This is a genomic window from Streptomyces sp. NPDC127106, assembly GCF_042677605.1.
GTDB lineage: Bacteria > Actinomycetota > Actinomycetes > Streptomycetales > Streptomycetaceae > Streptomyces.
Genome location: NZ_JBHXTC010000059.1, coordinates 1 through 15,575 on the forward strand (window position 1 = coordinate 1; position 15,575 = coordinate 15,575).

General features: G+C 73.9%; 14 protein-coding genes. 7 read left to right on the top strand and 7 right to left on the bottom strand.

Features of this window, described 5'->3' with window-relative positions:
- Positions 1 to 162 precede the first annotated feature (162 nt).
- Complete coding sequence (locus ACFVGY_RS31770; protein WP_385684084.1) at positions 163 to 237, top strand: hypothetical protein; 75 nt, start codon at positions 163 to 165, stop codon at positions 235 to 237.
- A gap of 147 nt (positions 238 to 384) precedes the next feature.
- On the opposite strand, the gene ACFVGY_RS31775 is transcribed toward ACFVGY_RS31770, so the two are convergent.
- From ACFVGY_RS31775 to ACFVGY_RS31795, 5 genes are read right to left on the bottom strand one after another with little or no spacing between them, the layout of a single operon-like run.
- Positions 385 to 1,698: a DUF58 domain-containing protein gene (locus ACFVGY_RS31775; protein ID WP_385683999.1), complete on the bottom strand. Its 1,314-nt coding sequence runs from the start codon at positions 1,696 to 1,698 to the stop codon at positions 385 to 387.
- Entirely contained in the window at positions 1,698 to 2,660 is a 963-nt protein-coding gene (locus ACFVGY_RS31780) for an AAA family ATPase (protein ID WP_385684002.1), read from the bottom strand. Before ACFVGY_RS31780 ends, ACFVGY_RS31775 begins: the two co-directional genes overlap by 1 nt.
- On the bottom strand, positions 2,657 to 3,910 hold the full coding sequence (locus ACFVGY_RS31785; RefSeq protein ID WP_385684005.1) for a DUF4350 domain-containing protein: 1,254 nt from the start codon (positions 3,908 to 3,910) through the stop codon (positions 2,657 to 2,659). Before ACFVGY_RS31785 ends, ACFVGY_RS31780 begins: the two co-directional genes overlap by 4 nt.
- On the bottom strand, positions 3,907 to 4,587 hold the full coding sequence (locus tag ACFVGY_RS31790; protein ID WP_385684008.1) for a DUF4129 domain-containing protein: 681 nt from the start codon (positions 4,585 to 4,587) through the stop codon (positions 3,907 to 3,909). Before ACFVGY_RS31790 ends, ACFVGY_RS31785 begins: the two co-directional genes overlap by 4 nt.
- A gap of 7 nt (positions 4,588 to 4,594) precedes the next feature.
- Positions 4,595 to 5,905, bottom strand: a complete 1,311-nt coding sequence (locus tag ACFVGY_RS31795) for a glycerophosphoryl diester phosphodiesterase membrane domain-containing protein (RefSeq protein WP_385684011.1) — start codon at positions 5,903 to 5,905, stop codon at positions 4,595 to 4,597.
- Between the two features lie 232 nt (positions 5,906 to 6,137).
- Here ACFVGY_RS31795 and mtrA point away from each other — a divergent pair, with 232 nt between their 5' ends.
- From mtrA to ACFVGY_RS31825, 6 genes are all read left to right on the top strand, one after another.
- Entirely contained in the window at positions 6,138 to 6,827 is a 690-nt protein-coding gene (gene mtrA, locus ACFVGY_RS31800; protein WP_385430457.1) for a two-component system response regulator MtrA, read from the top strand.
- A 1-nt stretch (position 6,828) separates the two neighbouring features.
- A complete protein-coding gene (gene mtrB / locus ACFVGY_RS31805) occupies positions 6,829 to 8,871 on the top strand; it encodes an MtrAB system histidine kinase MtrB (RefSeq protein ID WP_385684015.1) in 2,043 nt (680 codons plus the stop codon).
- Positions 8,861 to 10,744 (top strand): LpqB family beta-propeller domain-containing protein, encoded by a 1,884-nt coding sequence (locus tag ACFVGY_RS31810; RefSeq protein ID WP_385684018.1) that lies wholly within the window; start codon positions 8,861 to 8,863, stop codon positions 10,742 to 10,744. Before mtrB ends, ACFVGY_RS31810 begins: the two co-directional genes overlap by 11 nt.
- A gap of 140 nt (positions 10,745 to 10,884) precedes the next feature.
- Positions 10,885 to 11,637: a ComF family protein gene (locus ACFVGY_RS31815; RefSeq protein WP_385684021.1), complete on the top strand. Its 753-nt coding sequence runs from the start codon at positions 10,885 to 10,887 to the stop codon at positions 11,635 to 11,637.
- A 349-nt stretch (positions 11,638 to 11,986) separates the two neighbouring features.
- A complete protein-coding gene (gene hpf, locus ACFVGY_RS31820; protein ID WP_385684024.1) occupies positions 11,987 to 12,685 on the top strand; it encodes a ribosome hibernation-promoting factor, HPF/YfiA family in 699 nt (232 codons plus the stop codon).
- A gap of 198 nt (positions 12,686 to 12,883) precedes the next feature.
- Positions 12,884 to 13,588, top strand: coding sequence for a response regulator transcription factor (locus tag ACFVGY_RS31825; protein WP_360637593.1), 705 nt, complete (start codon positions 12,884 to 12,886; stop codon positions 13,586 to 13,588).
- Positions 13,589 to 13,598: 10 nt separating this feature from the next.
- Here ACFVGY_RS31825 and ACFVGY_RS31830 read toward each other — a convergent pair whose 3' ends face one another.
- Together ACFVGY_RS31830 and ACFVGY_RS31835 are read right to left on the bottom strand one after the other, a co-directional pair.
- Positions 13,599 to 14,771, bottom strand: a complete 1,173-nt coding sequence (locus ACFVGY_RS31830) for a winged helix-turn-helix domain-containing protein (protein ID WP_385684027.1) — start codon at positions 14,769 to 14,771, stop codon at positions 13,599 to 13,601.
- 10 nt (positions 14,772 to 14,781) lie between these two features.
- A complete protein-coding gene (locus ACFVGY_RS31835) occupies positions 14,782 to 15,381 on the bottom strand; it encodes a GNAT family N-acetyltransferase (protein ID WP_385684030.1) in 600 nt (199 codons plus the stop codon).
- Positions 15,382 to 15,575 lie beyond the last annotated feature (194 nt).

Here is a 15,575-nt window from a genome sequence, read left to right on the forward strand (position 1 = left end):
CCCTGTGGGAGAGTAGGACGCCGCCGAACAATCATTGCGGGAAGCCCCGCACCAGCCCGTTCAGGGTGTGGTGCGGGGCTTTTCTGCGTTTACGGGTCGTTCGCGTAGACACCGCTGTAAACGCGGCCCAGGTCCGATCCCGTGATCCGAGTGCCGGCTGAGGTGCGCGATCGCCTTGCGGTCATCGCCGAGTCCCGCGGCACGTCCTATTCGAGCCCTGGTTCAGGAGTTCGCTGAAAGTATGCTGAACGACGAGGAGAGGCGGGAACGGGCGGAGCAGACCCGTGCCTACCTGGCGAAGCACTTTGGCCTTGGAGCCCAAGGCATACGAAAACCGCGGTGCGGTCGTTTTCGACCTCAACCGCTGATGCCAGCCGCCGGCCGTCACAGGCGGCCAGCGGCCTTCAGAGCGAGGTAGGCGTCGGCCAGGGACGGGGCCAGGGTGTCCGGGGTGGCGTCGACCACGTGGACGCCGTGGCGGGCCAGCTGGTCGGCGGTGCGGCGGCGCTGGGCCCGGGTCTGAGCGGCGGCCGCGGCCTCGTAGACCGCGTCCAGAGAGCCGCGGGACCGGGCCATCTCCGCGATCTGCGGGTCGGCGACCGAGGCCAGCAGGACCGTGTGGCGCTGCGTGAGGCGCGGGAGGAGCGGCAGCAGGCCCTCTTCCACCGGGGCGGCGTCCAGGCTCGTCAGGAGGACCACCAGGGAGCGGCGCGGGGCGTTGCGGAGGACGGTCGAGACGAGGGTGCGGGCGTCGGTTTCGACGAGCTCCGGCTCCAGGGTGGCCATGGCGTTGACGAAGGCCGGCAGGATGTCGCCGGCCGAACGGCCCTGGACCTGGGCGCGCGGGCGGCGGTCGTGGGCCAGCAGGTCCACGCGGTCCCCGGCCCGGGAGGCCAGGGCCGCGAGCAGCAGGGCCGCGTCCATGGCGGAGTCCAGGCGGGGAGCGTCGCCGACGCGGCCGGCGGAGGTGCGGCCGGTGTCCAGGCAGATCAGGATGTGCCGGTCGCGTTCCGGACGCCAGGTGCGGACGGCGACCTTGTCCTGGCGGGCGGTGGCCCGCCAGTCGATGGAGCGGGTGTCGTCGCCGGGCACGTAGTCGCGCAGGCTGTCGAACTCGGTGCCCTCGCCGCGGGTCAGCAGGCTCGTACGGCCGTCCATCTCGCGCAGGCGGGCCAACCGGGAGGGCAGGTGCTTGCGGCTGGTGAAGGGCGGCAGGACCCGCACCGTCCAGGGGACGGTGTGGGTGCCCTGGCGGGCGAGCAGGCCGAGCGGGCCGTACGAGCGGATGGTGACGCGGTCCGCGTGGCGGTCGCCGCGCCGGGTCGGCAGCAGGCGGGTGGTCAGGCGGCGGCGTTCCCCGGGCGGGATGCGCACGGTGTGCCGGGACGCCTGCTGTTCCGTGCCCTGCAGCCAGCTGCTGGGGGGCCAGGCGTCGCGGATGCGGGCGCGCAGGGTGCGGGAGCCGGGATTGGTGACCGTGAGGTGGACCTCGGCCGGGTTTCCGAGGCGTACGGAGGTGTCGCCGGAGCGGGTGAGGACCAGGCGGCGGACCGGGGCCGCGAGGGCGTAGTCGACCGCACAGGCCACGGCGAGCGGGGCGTTGACCGCGAGGATGCCCGCCCAGCTCGGTTCGAGGATGCCGACGGGGATGCTGCCGAGAGCCGCGAGCAGGGCGACGCGTCCGGTGGGCGCGGCCATCAGCGGGGAACGGGGACGTGGGACAGGATCGCGGTGAGGACGGCGTCGGCGGTGACGCCCTCCATCTCGGCCTCCGGGCGCAGCTGGACGCGGTGGCGCAGCGTCGGCAGGGCCAGGGCCTTCACGTCGTCGGGGGTGACGTAGTCGCGGCCGGTCAGCCAGGCCCAGGCGCGGGAGGTGGCCAGGAGGGCGGTCGCGCCGCGCGGGGAGACGCCGAGGGTGAGGGAGGGCGACTCGCGGGTGGCGCGGCAGACGTCGACGACGTACCCGGCGATCTCGGGCGAGACGGCGACGGCGGCGACCGCGTCGCGGGCGGCTTCGAGCTGGGCGGCCCCGGCGACCGGGCGGATGCCGGCGGCCCGGAGGTCACGCGGGTTGAAGCCGGCGGCGTGCCGGGTCAGGACACCGATCTCGTCCTCGCGGGAAGGGAGGGGGACGTTCAGCTTGAGCAGGAAGCGGTCCAGCTGGGCTTCCGGGAGAGGGTACGTGCCCTCGTACTCCACCGGGTTCATGGTGGCGGCGACCAGGAACGGATCGGGCAGCGGGCGCGGGGTGCCGTCGACGGTGACCTGGCGCTCCTCCATGGCCTCCAGGAGGGCGGACTGGGTCTTGGGCGGGGTGCGGTTGATCTCGTCGGCGAGGAGGAGGTTCGTGAAGACCGGGCCGTTCTGGAACGAGAACGCGGCGGTGCGGGTGTCGTAGACGAGCGAGCCGGTGACGTCGCTGGGCATCAGGTCCGGGGTGAACTGGACGCGCTTGGTGTCCAGGTCGAGGGAGGCGGCCAGGGCCCGTACCAGGAGGGTCTTTGCGACGCCGGGGACGCCTTCGAGGAGGACGTGGCCGCGGCACAGCAGGGCCACGACGAGCCCGGTGACGGCCGAGTCCTGGCCGACGACGGCCTTCCCGATCTCGGTGCGGATCGCTTCCAGGGAGGAGCGGGCGCTGTCCGTGCTGGCCGTCATGAGGTGCGGACCTCTCTTTCGAGGGCGTCGAGGTGGTCGGCGAGCACGACGAGGGCCGCGTCGCCGGCGGGGGCGGTGCCGAAGAGGAGGGCGGTCAGGTCCCGGCCGGGGTCCGCGAGGCGGGCGGCGACGGCGGGGACGAGGACCGCGGGATCGTGGGTGTGCGCGGACGGTACGCCGACCAGCGCGGCGAGGCGTTCGCGGGTGGCGGCCCGCAGCACGGTGGCGGCGCGGTCGCGGGCGGCGGTCTTGCGGTAGAGGCGGGCGCGGCCCTCGGTGGCCTCCGAGGCGCGGACGGCGACGGGCAGCCGCTCCGTGACGAGCGGGCCGAGGCGGCGGGCGCGCCACACGGCGGCGACGGCGGCGGCGAAGAAGAGCTGGAGCAGGGCCCAGTGCCAGCCGGCCGGGACCAGTTCGAGGAAGGACTTCTCCTCGGTCTCGCCGTCCTGGAGCTCGGCGACGGAAGGCAGGTACCAGACCAGGTCGGGGCGGGTGCCGAGGAGCTGCAGGGCGAGGGAGGCGTTGCCCTCGCGGGCGAGGTCCTCGTTGAGCAGGATGCGCTCGGAGCCGAGGAGGACGGTGTCGCCGCCGGAAGTGGTGGAGGGGAGGACGAGCACGGTGGGGTGGCCGCCGCTGGGGTAGCAGGCGGTCACCCCGGGTGCGGTGGTGCTGTAGCGGCGGCCGTCGCCGGTGTCGGCCCGGCCGGCGGTGGCCGCGGCGGTGAGGGCGCAGCCGGGGATGAGGGTGCGCTCGTGGGCCCTTCCGGCGGTGTGGACGGCGGGGGCCAGGCCGGCCAGGGCGGTGGCTCCGGGGGTGAGCAGGACGGTGCGGCCGCCGGAGAGGTCGACGGCGGAGCGGATGGCGCGGAGCCGGTGGTCGCCGAGCAGGTCCGGGTCGGTGACCAGGAGGGTGCTGCCGGGGCCGGCGGCTGCGGCGGCCTCTTCGGCGGTGGTGACGACGCGGGTGGTGACGCCGCGGGCGCGGAGGAGTTCGGCGACGGCCCGGCTGCCCTCGCGGTCGGGGGAGCGGGGGTCGAGGCGGCCGTGGTGGGTGCCGGAGGAGAGGGCGGCGAGGGCGATGGCGGCGGTCAGGAGGATGGCCAGGGCGATGAGGAAGCCGCGGGCGCGGCGCCACACGGCCGCGGGGGTGGCGCCGGCGGCGGCGGTGGGACCGGGCGCGGGGGTGCCGGGGGTGCCCGTGGCGGGGGTGGGGGCCGGGGCCGCTGCCGGGGGCGGGGTGGGGGCGGTCATGCCGGGGGTCCCGTCAGGAGCGGCTTCGTACGGGTCAGGGTGAGGTCGAGGGTGCGCAGGCGGGCGTAGGTGTCTGCGTCGGCGGTGCGGCCGCCGTAGGTGACGTCGTCGAAGGTGCGGGCGGCGGCGTGCAGGTCCGCGGCGTGGCCGGGGAGGGCGCGGGCGGCTTCGGCGGCGGCCTCATCGGCGGTGCGGCCGGGGCGGGGGTCGAGGAGGGTGCGTTCCTCGAGGGAGCGGACGATGGCGCGCATGCGCTCCTGGACGGCTTCGTTCCAGCGGGCCGCGGCCGCGTGGGCGTCGGCGGCGGTGCGGTGGTCGTCGGCACTTGCCGGGCCCTCGTCGAAGAGGGCGGCCCCGCCGGTGGCGGTGCGGCGGGGGGCGCCGAGCCGCCACCACAGGGCGGCGAGGGCGAGGAGGACCAGCACGGCGACGGCGACCAGGCCGAGGGTGCCGCCCGGAGTGGCGCTCCCGGCCCGGTCGAAGAGGTCGCCGACCCAGGCCCAGAAGCGGTCCAGGGCGCGCTGGAGCAGCCCGGGGTCGTCCTGGTGGTAGAGCTGCTTGGACAGCTCGCGTTCGGCCGCCTCGCGGGCGGGCTCGCGCGGTGTCGTCACCGGTGGCGTCGGCTCTCCCGTCAGGAGCGCCGCGGTGCGTGTGATGAGGTCCCCCCTGGCCGTCATCGCCCGGTCAGCCTCCGGTGGGCGGGGCCGTCGGGTCCGTGCCGTAGTTCTCCAGACCGGCGGCCCGGGCGAGCTCCAGGTCGAGGGCCTCGCGGCGGATGCGCTGGTCGACGTAGAGCAGGACGGTGACGCCGGACTGCATGGGCAGCGTGATGGTCTGGGCGATGACCGAGGCGATCCCGAGGATGACGAGGAAGGTCCAGTCGTCGAGGAGGGTGCCGTCCTCGAAGCCGCTGAATCCGCTGCCGGAGACGGCGGCGCCCAGGAAGAGCAGCGGGTAGATGATCACGGCGGAGATGAAGCCGGTGATCAGCGCGGTGAGGGCGGTGATGCCGAAGATGCGCCACCAGGAGCCGCGGACGAGCTTGGAGGAGCGCCGCAGTGCGGTGGGGATGCTGCTCTTCTCCAGCATCAGCGCGGGCGAGGCCAGGCTGAACTTGATGCCCAGCCAGATCAGCAGCGGGAAGGCGACCAAGGCGCCGAGCAGGGCGAGGCCGATGCTGCGGGCGAGGACGGCGGGCAGGAGCAGCACGGCCACCAGGACGGCCGCGCCGAGGCCGAGCAGCAGGGTCAGACCGACCAGGTGCGGCAGCCGCGGGCGGGCGTCGCGCCAGGCTTCGGCGACGGTGGAGCTGCGGCCGAGGACGGCCCGGCTGAAGACCATCGTGAGCAGCGCGGCGGCCAGGATGCCGCCGATGAACTGGATGAGGAGGCTGGCGCTGCTGGACATCAGGCTGGCGCCCATGGCGTCGAGGAGGGCGCCGGGGCCGGCCTCGGGGTCCGGGGCGGGCAGGTCGGCCAGCGCGTACTTCTTCAGGACGAGGTCGACGACCTGCACGATCGTCGCCACGACGAGGGAGATCGACAGGACCGAGCGCCACTGGCCGCGCATGGTGGCGACGGCGCCGTCGAGGATCTCGCCCATGTCGAGGGGGCGCAGCGGGATGGTGCCCGGCTTGGCGGCCGGGGGCTTGCCCCAGGGGCCGGGGCCGCCGGGGTAGCCGTACTGGCCGCCGTACGGGGCCTGCTGGCCGGCGGCGGGTCCCGTGGGGCCCGTGGACGCGGCCCAGCTGCGCGGGGCGGGCTGCTGGGGGACCGCGGTGGGGGCGGGGGCGGGCTGGGGCGGCTGGGGCGCGCCGGGGCTCTGCCACTCGCCGGGCGGCGGCTGCTCGGCGGACCACTTCTGGCCGCCGGCGGGGGGCCGGGGCGCGGTGTCGCCCTGCTGCGGGCCCCCGCCCTGCTGACCGTCGGGTGCGCCAGGCCGCTCGCCGTCGGACGGGGAGGGTCCGGGCACGGCCCGGCCCGGAGAGTCGTTCATTCTCGCTCCTTCACGTGCACCTGGTGGGGCGGGGGCGCTGGTCGGCTGCCATCGTGCCACGTGGGAACGGTGTGCGGACCGGCCGTCCCCCCGATCCGCGCCGGTCCGCCTTCAATTGTCGCCCCAGTCCGGGGCAGACTGGTCGGTGTCCTCCCCACGCAGGTTCGAGGGTCGATTTCCAGCCTTTTTGGCTGTGGGACAGCTCACCGCCGGGTAACGATTGGCTAATGGGATGATGTCAAGCATGAAGGGACGCGTCCTTGTCGTCGACGACGACACCGCACTGGCCGAGATGCTCGGCATCGTGTTGCGTGGAGAAGGTTTCGAGCCGTCGTTCGTAGCGGACGGTGACAAGGCACTGGCTGCCTTCCGGGAGGCGAAGCCGGACCTGGTGCTGCTGGACCTCATGCTGCCCGGTAGGGACGGCATAGAGGTGTGCCGGCTGATCCGGGCCGAGTCCGGGGTGCCGATCGTCATGCTCACCGCGAAGAGCGACACGGTGGACGTGGTCGTGGGCCTGGAGTCCGGGGCCGACGACTACATCGTCAAGCCGTTCAAGCCGAAGGAGCTGGTGGCCCGCATCCGGGCCCGCCTGCGCCGGTCGGAGGAGCCCGCCCCCGAGCAGCTCACCATCGGTGACCTGGTCATCGACGTGGCGGGGCACTCGGTCAAGCGGGACGGCACCTCCATCGCGCTGACCCCGCTGGAGTTCGACCTGCTGGTCGCGCTCGCGCGCAAGCCCTGGCAGGTCTTCACCCGTGAGGTGCTGCTGGAGCAGGTGTGGGGCTACCGGCACGCCGCGGACACCCGCTTGGTCAACGTGCACGTGCAGCGGCTGCGCTCCAAGGTCGAGAAGGACCCGGAGCGCCCCGAGATCGTCGTGACGGTGCGCGGTGTCGGCTACAAGGCAGGACCGAGCTGACGTGAAGCCCGGCAGGCCGCGGGGCGGCTCCCGCTGGGGGGCCCTGCGGGCCGGCCGGCTGCTCCAGGACGGAGCGCCCGGCGGGCCCGTGCTGCGGTTGTTCGTACGACTGGTGCGGCGGCCGCTGCTGCCGGCTGTCCGGCTGTGGCGGCGCAACATCCAGTTGAGGGTCGTCGCCGCGACGATGCTGATGTCGCTGGCCGTGGTGCTGGCGCTCGGCTTCGTCGTGATCGCGCAGGTCAGCAAGGGTCTCCTCGACGCCAAGGAGGAGGCCGCGCAGAGTCAGGCCGCAGGCGGTTTCGCGGTCGCGCAGGAGAAGGCCAACACGCCGGCGACCGTGGACGGGCCCGACGCCACCGACAACAAGGTGGGCCGGGACGCCAGCACCTGGATGAACTCGCTGGTCAAGCAGCTCGCCAGTGGCGGCCAGACCGCGTTCGAGGTCGTCGCCCTCGGTGCCGGCACGGACAGCGGCTCGGGGACCGGCGCCGGGACGACCGGCACCGGCACGCAGCCGGGCGGGGCCGGCGCGTCGGGCGTCAAGGGGGCCCGTGCCTCCGGCAACGTCGACCCGACCGCGAGCATCCCGCCGCAGCTGCGCAAGGCCGTCAACCACGCCACCGGCACGTTCAAGACATTCTCGCAGATCAAGTACACGGACGGGGCGGGCGACAAGTCGCCCGAGCCCGCGCTGGTCGTGGGCAAGCGGCTCACCGACATCAACGGGGACCCGTACGACCTGTACTACCTCTTCCCGCTGACGCAGGAGGAGGAGTCCCTCAACCTGGTCAAGTCGACGATCGCCACCGCCGGACTGTTCGTCGTCGTGCTGCTCAGCGCCATCGCCTGGCTGGTCGTCCGGCAGATCGTCACACCGGTGCGGATGGCCGCGGGCATCGCCGAGCGGCTGTCGGCCGGGCGGCTGCAGGAGCGGATGAAGGTCACCGGCGAGGACGACATCGCGCGCCTGGGCGAGGCGTTCAACAAGATGGCGCAGAACCTCCAGGTCAAGATCCAGCAGCTGGAGGACCTGTCGCGGATGCAGCGCCGGTTCGTCTCCGACGTGTCGCACGAGCTGCGCACGCCGCTGACGACCGTCCGCATGGCCGCCGACGTCATCCACGACGCCCGGGTCGACTTCGACCCGGTGACCGCGCGCTCCGCCGAGCTGCTCGCCGGACAGCTGGACCGCTTCGAGTCGCTGCTGGCCGACCTCCTGGAGATCAGCCGGTTCGACGCGGGCGCCGCGGCCCTGGAGGCCGAGCCCATCGACCTCCGTGACGTGGTCCACCGGGTCGTCGAGGGCGCCGAGCCGCTCGCCGAACACAAGGGCACCCGGATCCGGGTCCTCGGCGACACCCAGCCGGTGATCGCCGAGGCCGACGCCCGGCGCGTGGAGCGGGTGCTGCGCAACCTCGTCGTCAACGCCGTGGAGCACGGCGAGGGCCGTGACGTGGTCGTGCGGCTCGCGTCCGCGGGCGGTGCCGTCGCCATCGCCGTACGCGACTACGGCGTCGGCCTCAAGCCCGGCGAGGCCACCCGGGTCTTCAACCGCTTCTGGCGGGCTGACCCGGCGCGGGCCCGCACCACCGGCGGCACCGGCCTGGGCCTGTCCATCGCCGTCGAGGACGCCCGGCTGCACGGCGGCTGGCTCCAGGCCTGGGGCGAGCCGGGCGGCGGCTCCCAGTTCCGGCTGACGCTGCCGCGGACCGCCGACGAGCCGCTGCGCGGCTCCCCGATCCCGCTGGAGCCCGAGGACTCGCGGGCCAACCGGGCCAGGGCCGCGGCCGACGCGGCGGCCGCCGCCGGCGGGCCGCAGGACGCCACCGGTACGGGCCCGGCCGGCTCCGGGCCGCAGGGCTCCGGGGGCAACCGGGCCCAGGCCCCGGCCCGGCCCGACATCGCGGCGATACCGCCGCGGTCCGCGGTCGCCGGGGCGGTGCCGGTGCCCGCCGACCCCACCGCCCTGCCGGGGAACGGGGCCCGTGTCGTGGCCCGGCCGGCCGACCAGGCAGCACAGGAGGATGGAGCAGGTGGACGCTGAGCCCGTACGCGCAGCCAGGGACGGCCGCGGGGCGGCGGCACGGGCGGGCGCCCGGGCGCGGGCCCGGGCGGCCGCGGGCTGCGCCGCCGGCGCGGGCGCGCTGCTGCTCGCCGGCTGCGCCTCGATGCCCGACAGCGGCGAGATCCGCGAGGTGCGGGCCTCGCAGGGCGTCGACTCCCAGGTGCGGGTGTTCGGCGTGCCGCCGGCGGACAAGGCGAGCCCGACCGACATCGTCGACGGCTTCCTGGAGGCCATGACCAGCGACGATCCGCAGCTGCAGACCGCCCGCAAGTACCTCACCGAGGAGGCGGCGAAGAACTGGAAGCCCGGCGCGGCCGTCACCGTCCTCTCCGCGGGCATCGACCGGTTCTCCGTCCAGGGCGAGAAGGACCCGGCCGGGCCCCGCTTCAAGATGACCGGCAAGATGCTCGCGACGGTGGACGAGCGCAGCGCGTACCAGCCGGACCCGTCGGCCGGCCGCTACGAGGAGTTCCTGCAGCTGGTGCAGGAGAACAAGCAGTGGCGGATCGCGACGCCGCCGAAGAGCCTGGTGCTCAGCGAGTCCGACTTCCAGCGCATCTACATGCCGGTCAACAAGTACTACTTCGCCGGCGGCGCGCTCGTGGCCGACCCGGTGTACGTACGCCAGCGCAACGACCCCGACTCGCGGATGGACCCCACGACGCAGACGGTGCAGTCGCTGCTGGCCGGTCCGTCCAAGTGGCTGGGGCCGGTGGCGACTTCGAGCTTCCCGGCCGGCACGGAGCTGCGGGAGGGCACCAAGTCCCTGACGTACGACGGGCAGAACACGCTGCGGGTGCCGCTCAACGACAAGGTCAACGACGTCGCGCAGCCGCAGTGCCAGAAGATGGCCACTCAGCTTCTGTTCACCGTCAAGGACCTGACGGCGTCCCGGCTGGACCGGGTCGAGCTGCTGCGCTCGGACCGCTCCCCGCTGTGCTCGGTGACCGAGGCGGGCGCGGCGGGCATCGCGCGCCGGGTGCCGAGCCCCGACCACCAGTACTACGTCGACGCCGACCACCGGCTCGTGCGGATGAAGCTCGACGTGAACAGCGAGGACCAGCAGTACCGGCCGGAGCCGGTGCCGGGGCCGCTGAACCCGCCGGGCGCCCCCGCCTTCAAGGTCGGGTCCGCGGCCGTGAGTTACGACGAGAAGCGCGCCGCGGTGGTGTCGGAGGACGGGCACGGGCTGCACCTGGTGAGCCTGACGACGGCCGGCCCGATGCCGCAGCCGGTGCTGACCGGCAAGGGCGCCAAGCCGAACGGGCTGTCCACCCCGAGCTGGGACGCGGCGGGCGACCTGTGGGTCGCGGACCAGGACCCGCAGAACGCGGCGCTGTACCGGGTGCCCGCGGGCGGCACCGCCGCGCAGAAGATCGACGTGGCGGGACTGGGCGGCGGGCGGATCACCGCGCTGAAGGCGGCCCCGGACGGGGTGCGGATCGCGCTGCTGGTGCAGAAGGGCAACGGCAAGCACCTCTACATCGGGCGGATCGAGCGGCCCGAGGGCGGCCGGGCCGACCAGCCGGGTGCGGTGTCGGTGCGCGAGCTGCGCCCGGTCGCGCCGCAGATGGCGGACGTGACGGCGGTGAGCTGGGCGCCGCGGGGCCGGCTGCTGGTGGTGGGCCGGGAGAACGGCGGGGTCGTGCAGGCCCGGTACATGCTGGCGGACGGGTCGATGGTCGCGGCGAGCCTGCCCGGGGCGGCCGGGCTGGTCGCGGTCGCGGCCACGGAGGACGAGCGCAAGCCCGTCGTGGCCGCCTCGGACGAGGACGGCATCGTGTGGCTGCCGCCGGGGGCGCAGTGGCGCACGGCGGCGGCGGGCGGCCGGAGCCCGGTGTACCCGGGCTGATCCCGGTCCGTCGGCCGGGGCTGACGGCAGCGGACGGCGAGAACCCCGGCTGGGCTTCGGCCCGGCCGGGGTTTTCCCGTTTTTCCACAGGGCGCGGCGGGCTCGTGGCGGGCTTCGGGGCGGCCGGGCACAGTAAGGGGATGCGGGGGTGGTGGCGGGAGCTCGCCGGGCTGGTGCTGCCGGGCGCCTGCGCCGGCTGCGGGGCGCTGCGCGTGGTGCTGTGCGCTGCCTGCGGTCGGGCCCTGGACGGCGCCGCGGCGGGCCCGGTGCGGCCCTCCGGGCGGCCGCGGGGGCTGCCCCCGGTGTACGGGGCCGCGGCGTACGAGGGTGTCGTACGGGCGGTCGTGCTCGCGCACAAGGAACGCGGGGCGCTGGCGCTGTCGGGGCCGCTCGGGGTGGCCCTGGCGGCGGCGGTCGCCGCGGCCGCGCAGGGCCCGGCCGGCCGCCCCGCGGCGGGCCCGGCGGCGGTGGTCCTGGTGCCCGTGCCCTCGGCGGCGCGGCAGGTGCGGGCGCGCGGGCACGATCCGGTGCGCAGGACCGCGCTCGCGGCGGCGGGGCGGCTGCGGCGGTCCGGTGTCCCCGCGCGGGTGGCGTCGGTGTTGCGCCAGGCGCGGGCGGTGGCCGACCAGGCGGGTCTGGGGGCGCGGGAGCGGTGGGAGAACCTCGCCGGGGCGCTGACGGTGTGCCGGGGCGGTGCGCGAGCGGTGGCCGGGGCGCGGATCGTGCTGGTGGACGACGTGATGACGACCGGGTCCACGCTCGCGGAGGCGGCGCGGGCGCTGGGGGCGGCCGGGGCCGGTCCGGTGGTGGGGGCGGCCGTGGTGGCGGCTCCGCCCGGGTCTTTCGTACGAATCCGGTCGTCTACCCGGACAGAGCAACATTCCTGTGAATAGATTTGGAACTGATGGGGAAGGCGCATCGTTGCAGGTAACGAGAGGGACTGGACACCTGAACGGAGGTACGTTCCGGTAGCGGGTGCCGACAACCGACATGGAGAGATATGTTCGGTTGTAAGGAACTGGCGACCCTGGGGCTCGCGTCGGATCGCACGTTTCGCAGTTGCTGAATCTTCGTGTCAGAGACTGTCTCTCGACTCCGAAGTCGGTGGGGTGTAGATCTTGCCGATGGGGGAGGAGGAGGTGAAAGTCGCCAAGTCCGAGGCTCCGGTGAACACCGGAGCCTGGTGCGAAAGGGAGACGCTTCGCCTTTGCGGAGGCGGGCTCTCCGGGAACGGAGTTCTGCGTGGACATCGTCGTCAAGGGTCGCAAGACCGAGGTGCCCGAGCGGTTCCGCAAGCACGTTGCGGAGAAGCTCAACGTGGACAAGATCCAGAAGTATGACGGCAAGGTCATCAGCATGGATGTCGAGGTGTCCAAGGAGCACAACCCGCGACAGGCCGACCGTTCCGACCGTGTCGAGATCACGCTGCGTTCGCGCGGGCCGGTGATCCGAGCCGAGGCCGCAGCGGCCGACCCGTACGCGGCGCTGGATCTGGCGCACGAGAAGCTCGAGGCCCGGCTGCGCAGGCAGCACGACAAGCGCGCCACCCGCCGCGGCAGCGGCAGGCTTTCGGCGGCCGAGGTCGCCGACGCGGTGCCGGACGCCGCGACCCTGAACGGGCACGGCATGCCGGTCTCCGCCGAGGAAACGGACGCGATTCCCACGACCCGGATCGGGTCGCTGGAGGTACAGGGCGAAGGCCCGTTGATCGTCCGCGAGAAGACGCACTCGGCGTCTCCCATGTCGCTCGACCAGGCTCTGTACGAGATGGAGCTGGTCGGCCACGACTTCTATCTGTTCGTCGATTCCGAGACGAAGATGCCGAGCGTCGTCTACCGGCGTCACGGCTACGACTACGGCGTGATCCACCTCAACTCCGACCAGGCCTCCAGCACGGATGAGCCCGGTCCGGGAGGCGCGGGCGGAGCGCTGGGCGGCTGAGCCGCGTCGGGTTTCCGCGCGGTGCCCCTGCCGGACGGGACGCGTCCGGCAGGGGCATCCCTGTGACCGGATATGCGCCAGGCGTCCGCCCGGAGAGCCCCGGTGGGCAGCGCGGGCATGGAATCATGGCGGGCAGTCAACCGGTGGGTGCGTACGCCGGGTTGGCCGGGCAGCTCGGCACATGCAGGGGGAGGAACGATGGCGGACGGTTTCGAACCGGTGCGCGAGGACGAGGGCGGCGGCGAGCCGATCCGGGTGCTCGTCGTCGACGACCACGCCCTGTTCCGGCGCGGGCTGGAGATCGTCCTCGCGCAGGAAGAGGACATCCAGGTCGTCGGCGAGGCCGGGGACGGCGCGGAGGCGGTGGACAAGGCGGCGGACCTGCTGCCGGACATCGTGCTGATGGACGTGCGGATGCCCCGGCGCGGCGGGATCGAGGCGTGTACGTCGATCAAGGAGGTGGCCCCCTCCGCGAAGATCATCATGCTGACGATCAGCGATGAGGAGGCGGACCTCTACGACGCGATCAAGGCGGGCGCCACCGGGTACCTGCTGAAGGAGATCTCCACGGACGAGGTGGCCACCGCGATCCGCGCGGTGGCCGACGGGCAGTCGCAGATCAGCCCCTCGATGGCGTCGAAACTCCTCACCGAGTTCAAATCCATGATCCAGCGGACGGACGAGCGCAGGCTGGTGCCCGCGCCCCGGCTCACCGACCGCGAGGTGGAAGTGCTCAAGCTCGTGGCGACCGGGATGAACAACCGGGACATCGCCAAGGAACTGTTCATTTCCGAGAACACGGTGAAGAACCACGTCCGCAACATCCTGGAGAAACTCCAGCTGCACTCGCGGATGGAGGCCGTGGTCTACGCGATGCGGGAGAAGATCCTGGAGATCCGCTAGACCTCCGGTTTCAGCCGGCCGCCAGCTCGGCGGTGACCGCCGCCGCCTCCTGCGGGGTCTGCGCGCGCTCCACCCGGACGTCGTCGCAGCCGACCCACTCGGCCGCCTCGCGCAGCGCCGCGGCCATCGCCGGGGCCGCCTTCGGCGAGGTCAGGGACAGCTGCCGGGCCACCAGGGTGCGGCCCTCGCGGGCCGGGTCCACCCGCCCCTGGAGCCGGCCGCCGGCCAGCAGCGGCATCGCGAAGTAGCCGTGCACGCGCTGCGGCTTGGGCACGTACGCCTCCAGCTTGTGGCTGAACCCGAAGATCCGCTCGGTTCGCGGGCGGTCCCAGACCAGGGAGTCGAAGGGGGAGAGCAGGGTCGTGCGGTGCCGGCCGCGCGGGGGAGCGGCCAGCGCCTCCGGGTCGGCCCAGGCGGGCTTGGTCCAGCCCTCGACCGCCACGGGCACCAGGCCGGAGTCGGCGATCACCGCGTCGAACTGCTCACCCTTGATCCGGTGGTAGTCGGCGATGTCCGCGCGGGTGCCGACCCCCAGGGACTTCCCGGCGAGGCCGACGAGGCGGCGCAGGCACTCGGTGTCGTCCAGGTCGTCGTGCAGCAGCGCGTCCGGCACGGCCCGCTCGGCCAGGTCGTAGACCCGCTTCCAGCCGCGCCGCTCGGTGCAGACCACGTCACCGGCGTCGAGCAGCCACTCCACCGCGATCTTCGTCTCGGACCAGTCCCACCACGGGCCGCCGTTCTTGGCGCCGCCCAGCGCGGTGGAGGTGAGCGGGCCTTCGGCCCGCAGCCGGTCCAGGACCAGCGCGCAGGAGCCCTCGCGGTCCTTCATCCGGTGCCAGCGGTAGCCGTGCTCCCGCCGGGCCCGGCGCCGGAAGGCGAAGTGCGGCCATTCCTCGATCGGCAGGATGCAGGCCGCGTGCGACCAGTACTCGAAGGCGTGGCTGTCGGACCAGTACGCCCGCTCGACCGCCTCGCGGCCCACCGCGCCGAGGCGCGCGTACGGGATCAGCTCGTGCGAGCGGGCCAGTACGGAGATGGTGTCCAGCTGTACGGCGCCCAGGTGGCGCAGCACCCCGCGCACCCCGCCGCGCCGGTCGGGCGCTCCGAGGAGCCCCTGTGCGCGCAGGGCGATGCGGCGCGCTTCGTCGGCGGACAGGGACACGGCGGCGGTGGGCGTGGTCATGCGCCGCAGCCTAGGCCCCGGCACTGACAGCGGGCCCCCGGTCCGGTGCCGGGAGGTACGGCAGCCGGGACTCCAGGCCCAGGTCGGCGGGGAGCAGCCCGCCCACCCAGCAGTCACGCCAGGTGCCCCGGACCGGCAGGGCGGCCCGCAGGACGCCCTCGACGCGGAACCCGGCCTTCTCCGCGACCGCCCGGGAGCCGGCGTTGCCGACCTCGGCCCGCCACTCCACCCGGCCGGCGCCGAGCCCGGTGAAGGCCCAGCGGCACACCGCCGTCACGGCTTCCACGGTGTAGCCGCGGCCCCGGTGTTCCTTCGCCGCCCAGTAGCCCACCTCGTACGCCGCCGGTCCGCGCACGTGGAGCCCGACCGCGCCGACGAGGGTGCCGGAGTCCGCGCGGCAGACCGCGAAGGAGTATTCGGTGTCCTGCCGCCAGCCGTCCGGGGAGATCTCGGAGGTCCAGCCGCGCGCGTGTTCCCGCTCGTACGGAACGGGGACGGAGGTCCAGCGCTGGACGTCGGGATCCTGGCAGGACAGGTGGACGCCGTCGGCGTCCTCGGGGATCCAGGGGCGCAGTATCAGCCGTTCGGTGATCAGGGTGGTGGGCTCCATGACCGAATTCTGCTGGCGCGGCCCCGGCCGGGCGAGCAGTTTTCGTGCCGGGCGGCACCTTCGCAGCCTCCCGTACGTTCTCAATCCGGGCGCATGCCGCCCCGCGGCCATGGCGGACCTCCCGACGCGACCGTGTCCTCGCTTACGATGGCCGGTGCGGTGGGGCCCACCCTCCGTGCCCGCGTACGAACCAG

What these genes read in the sequence shown, in the direction of transcription:
- ACFVGY_RS31795 (WP_385684011.1), bottom strand. Translation starts at nt 5,905, where the DNA reads ATGAACGACTCTCCGGGCCGGGCCGTGCCCGGACCCTCCCCGTCCGAC.
- ACFVGY_RS31785 (WP_385684005.1), bottom strand. Translation starts at nt 3,910, where the DNA reads ATGACCGCCCCCACCCCGCCCCCGGCAGCGGCCCCGGCCCCCACCCCC.
- ACFVGY_RS31815 (WP_385684021.1), top strand. Translation starts at nt 10,885, where the DNA reads ATGCGGGGGTGGTGGCGGGAGCTCGCCGGGCTGGTGCTGCCGGGCGCC.
- ACFVGY_RS31790 (WP_385684008.1), bottom strand. Translation starts at nt 4,587, where the DNA reads ATGACGGCCAGGGGGGACCTCATCACACGCACCGCGGCGCTCCTGACG.
- ACFVGY_RS31780 (WP_385684002.1), bottom strand. Translation starts at nt 2,660, where the DNA reads ATGACGGCCAGCACGGACAGCGCCCGCTCCTCCCTGGAAGCGATCCGC.
- ACFVGY_RS31835 (WP_385684030.1), bottom strand. Translation starts at nt 15,381, where the DNA reads ATGGAGCCCACCACCCTGATCACCGAACGGCTGATACTGCGCCCCTGG.
- ACFVGY_RS31775 (WP_385683999.1), bottom strand. Translation starts at nt 1,698, where the DNA reads ATGGCCGCGCCCACCGGACGCGTCGCCCTGCTCGCGGCTCTCGGCAGC.
- ACFVGY_RS31825 (WP_360637593.1), top strand. Translation starts at nt 12,884, where the DNA reads ATGGCGGACGGTTTCGAACCGGTGCGCGAGGACGAGGGCGGCGGCGAG.
- ACFVGY_RS31830 (WP_385684027.1), bottom strand. Translation starts at nt 14,771, where the DNA reads ATGACCACGCCCACCGCCGCCGTGTCCCTGTCCGCCGACGAAGCGCGC.
- mtrA (WP_385430457.1), top strand. Translation starts at nt 6,138, where the DNA reads ATGATGTCAAGCATGAAGGGACGCGTCCTTGTCGTCGACGACGACACC.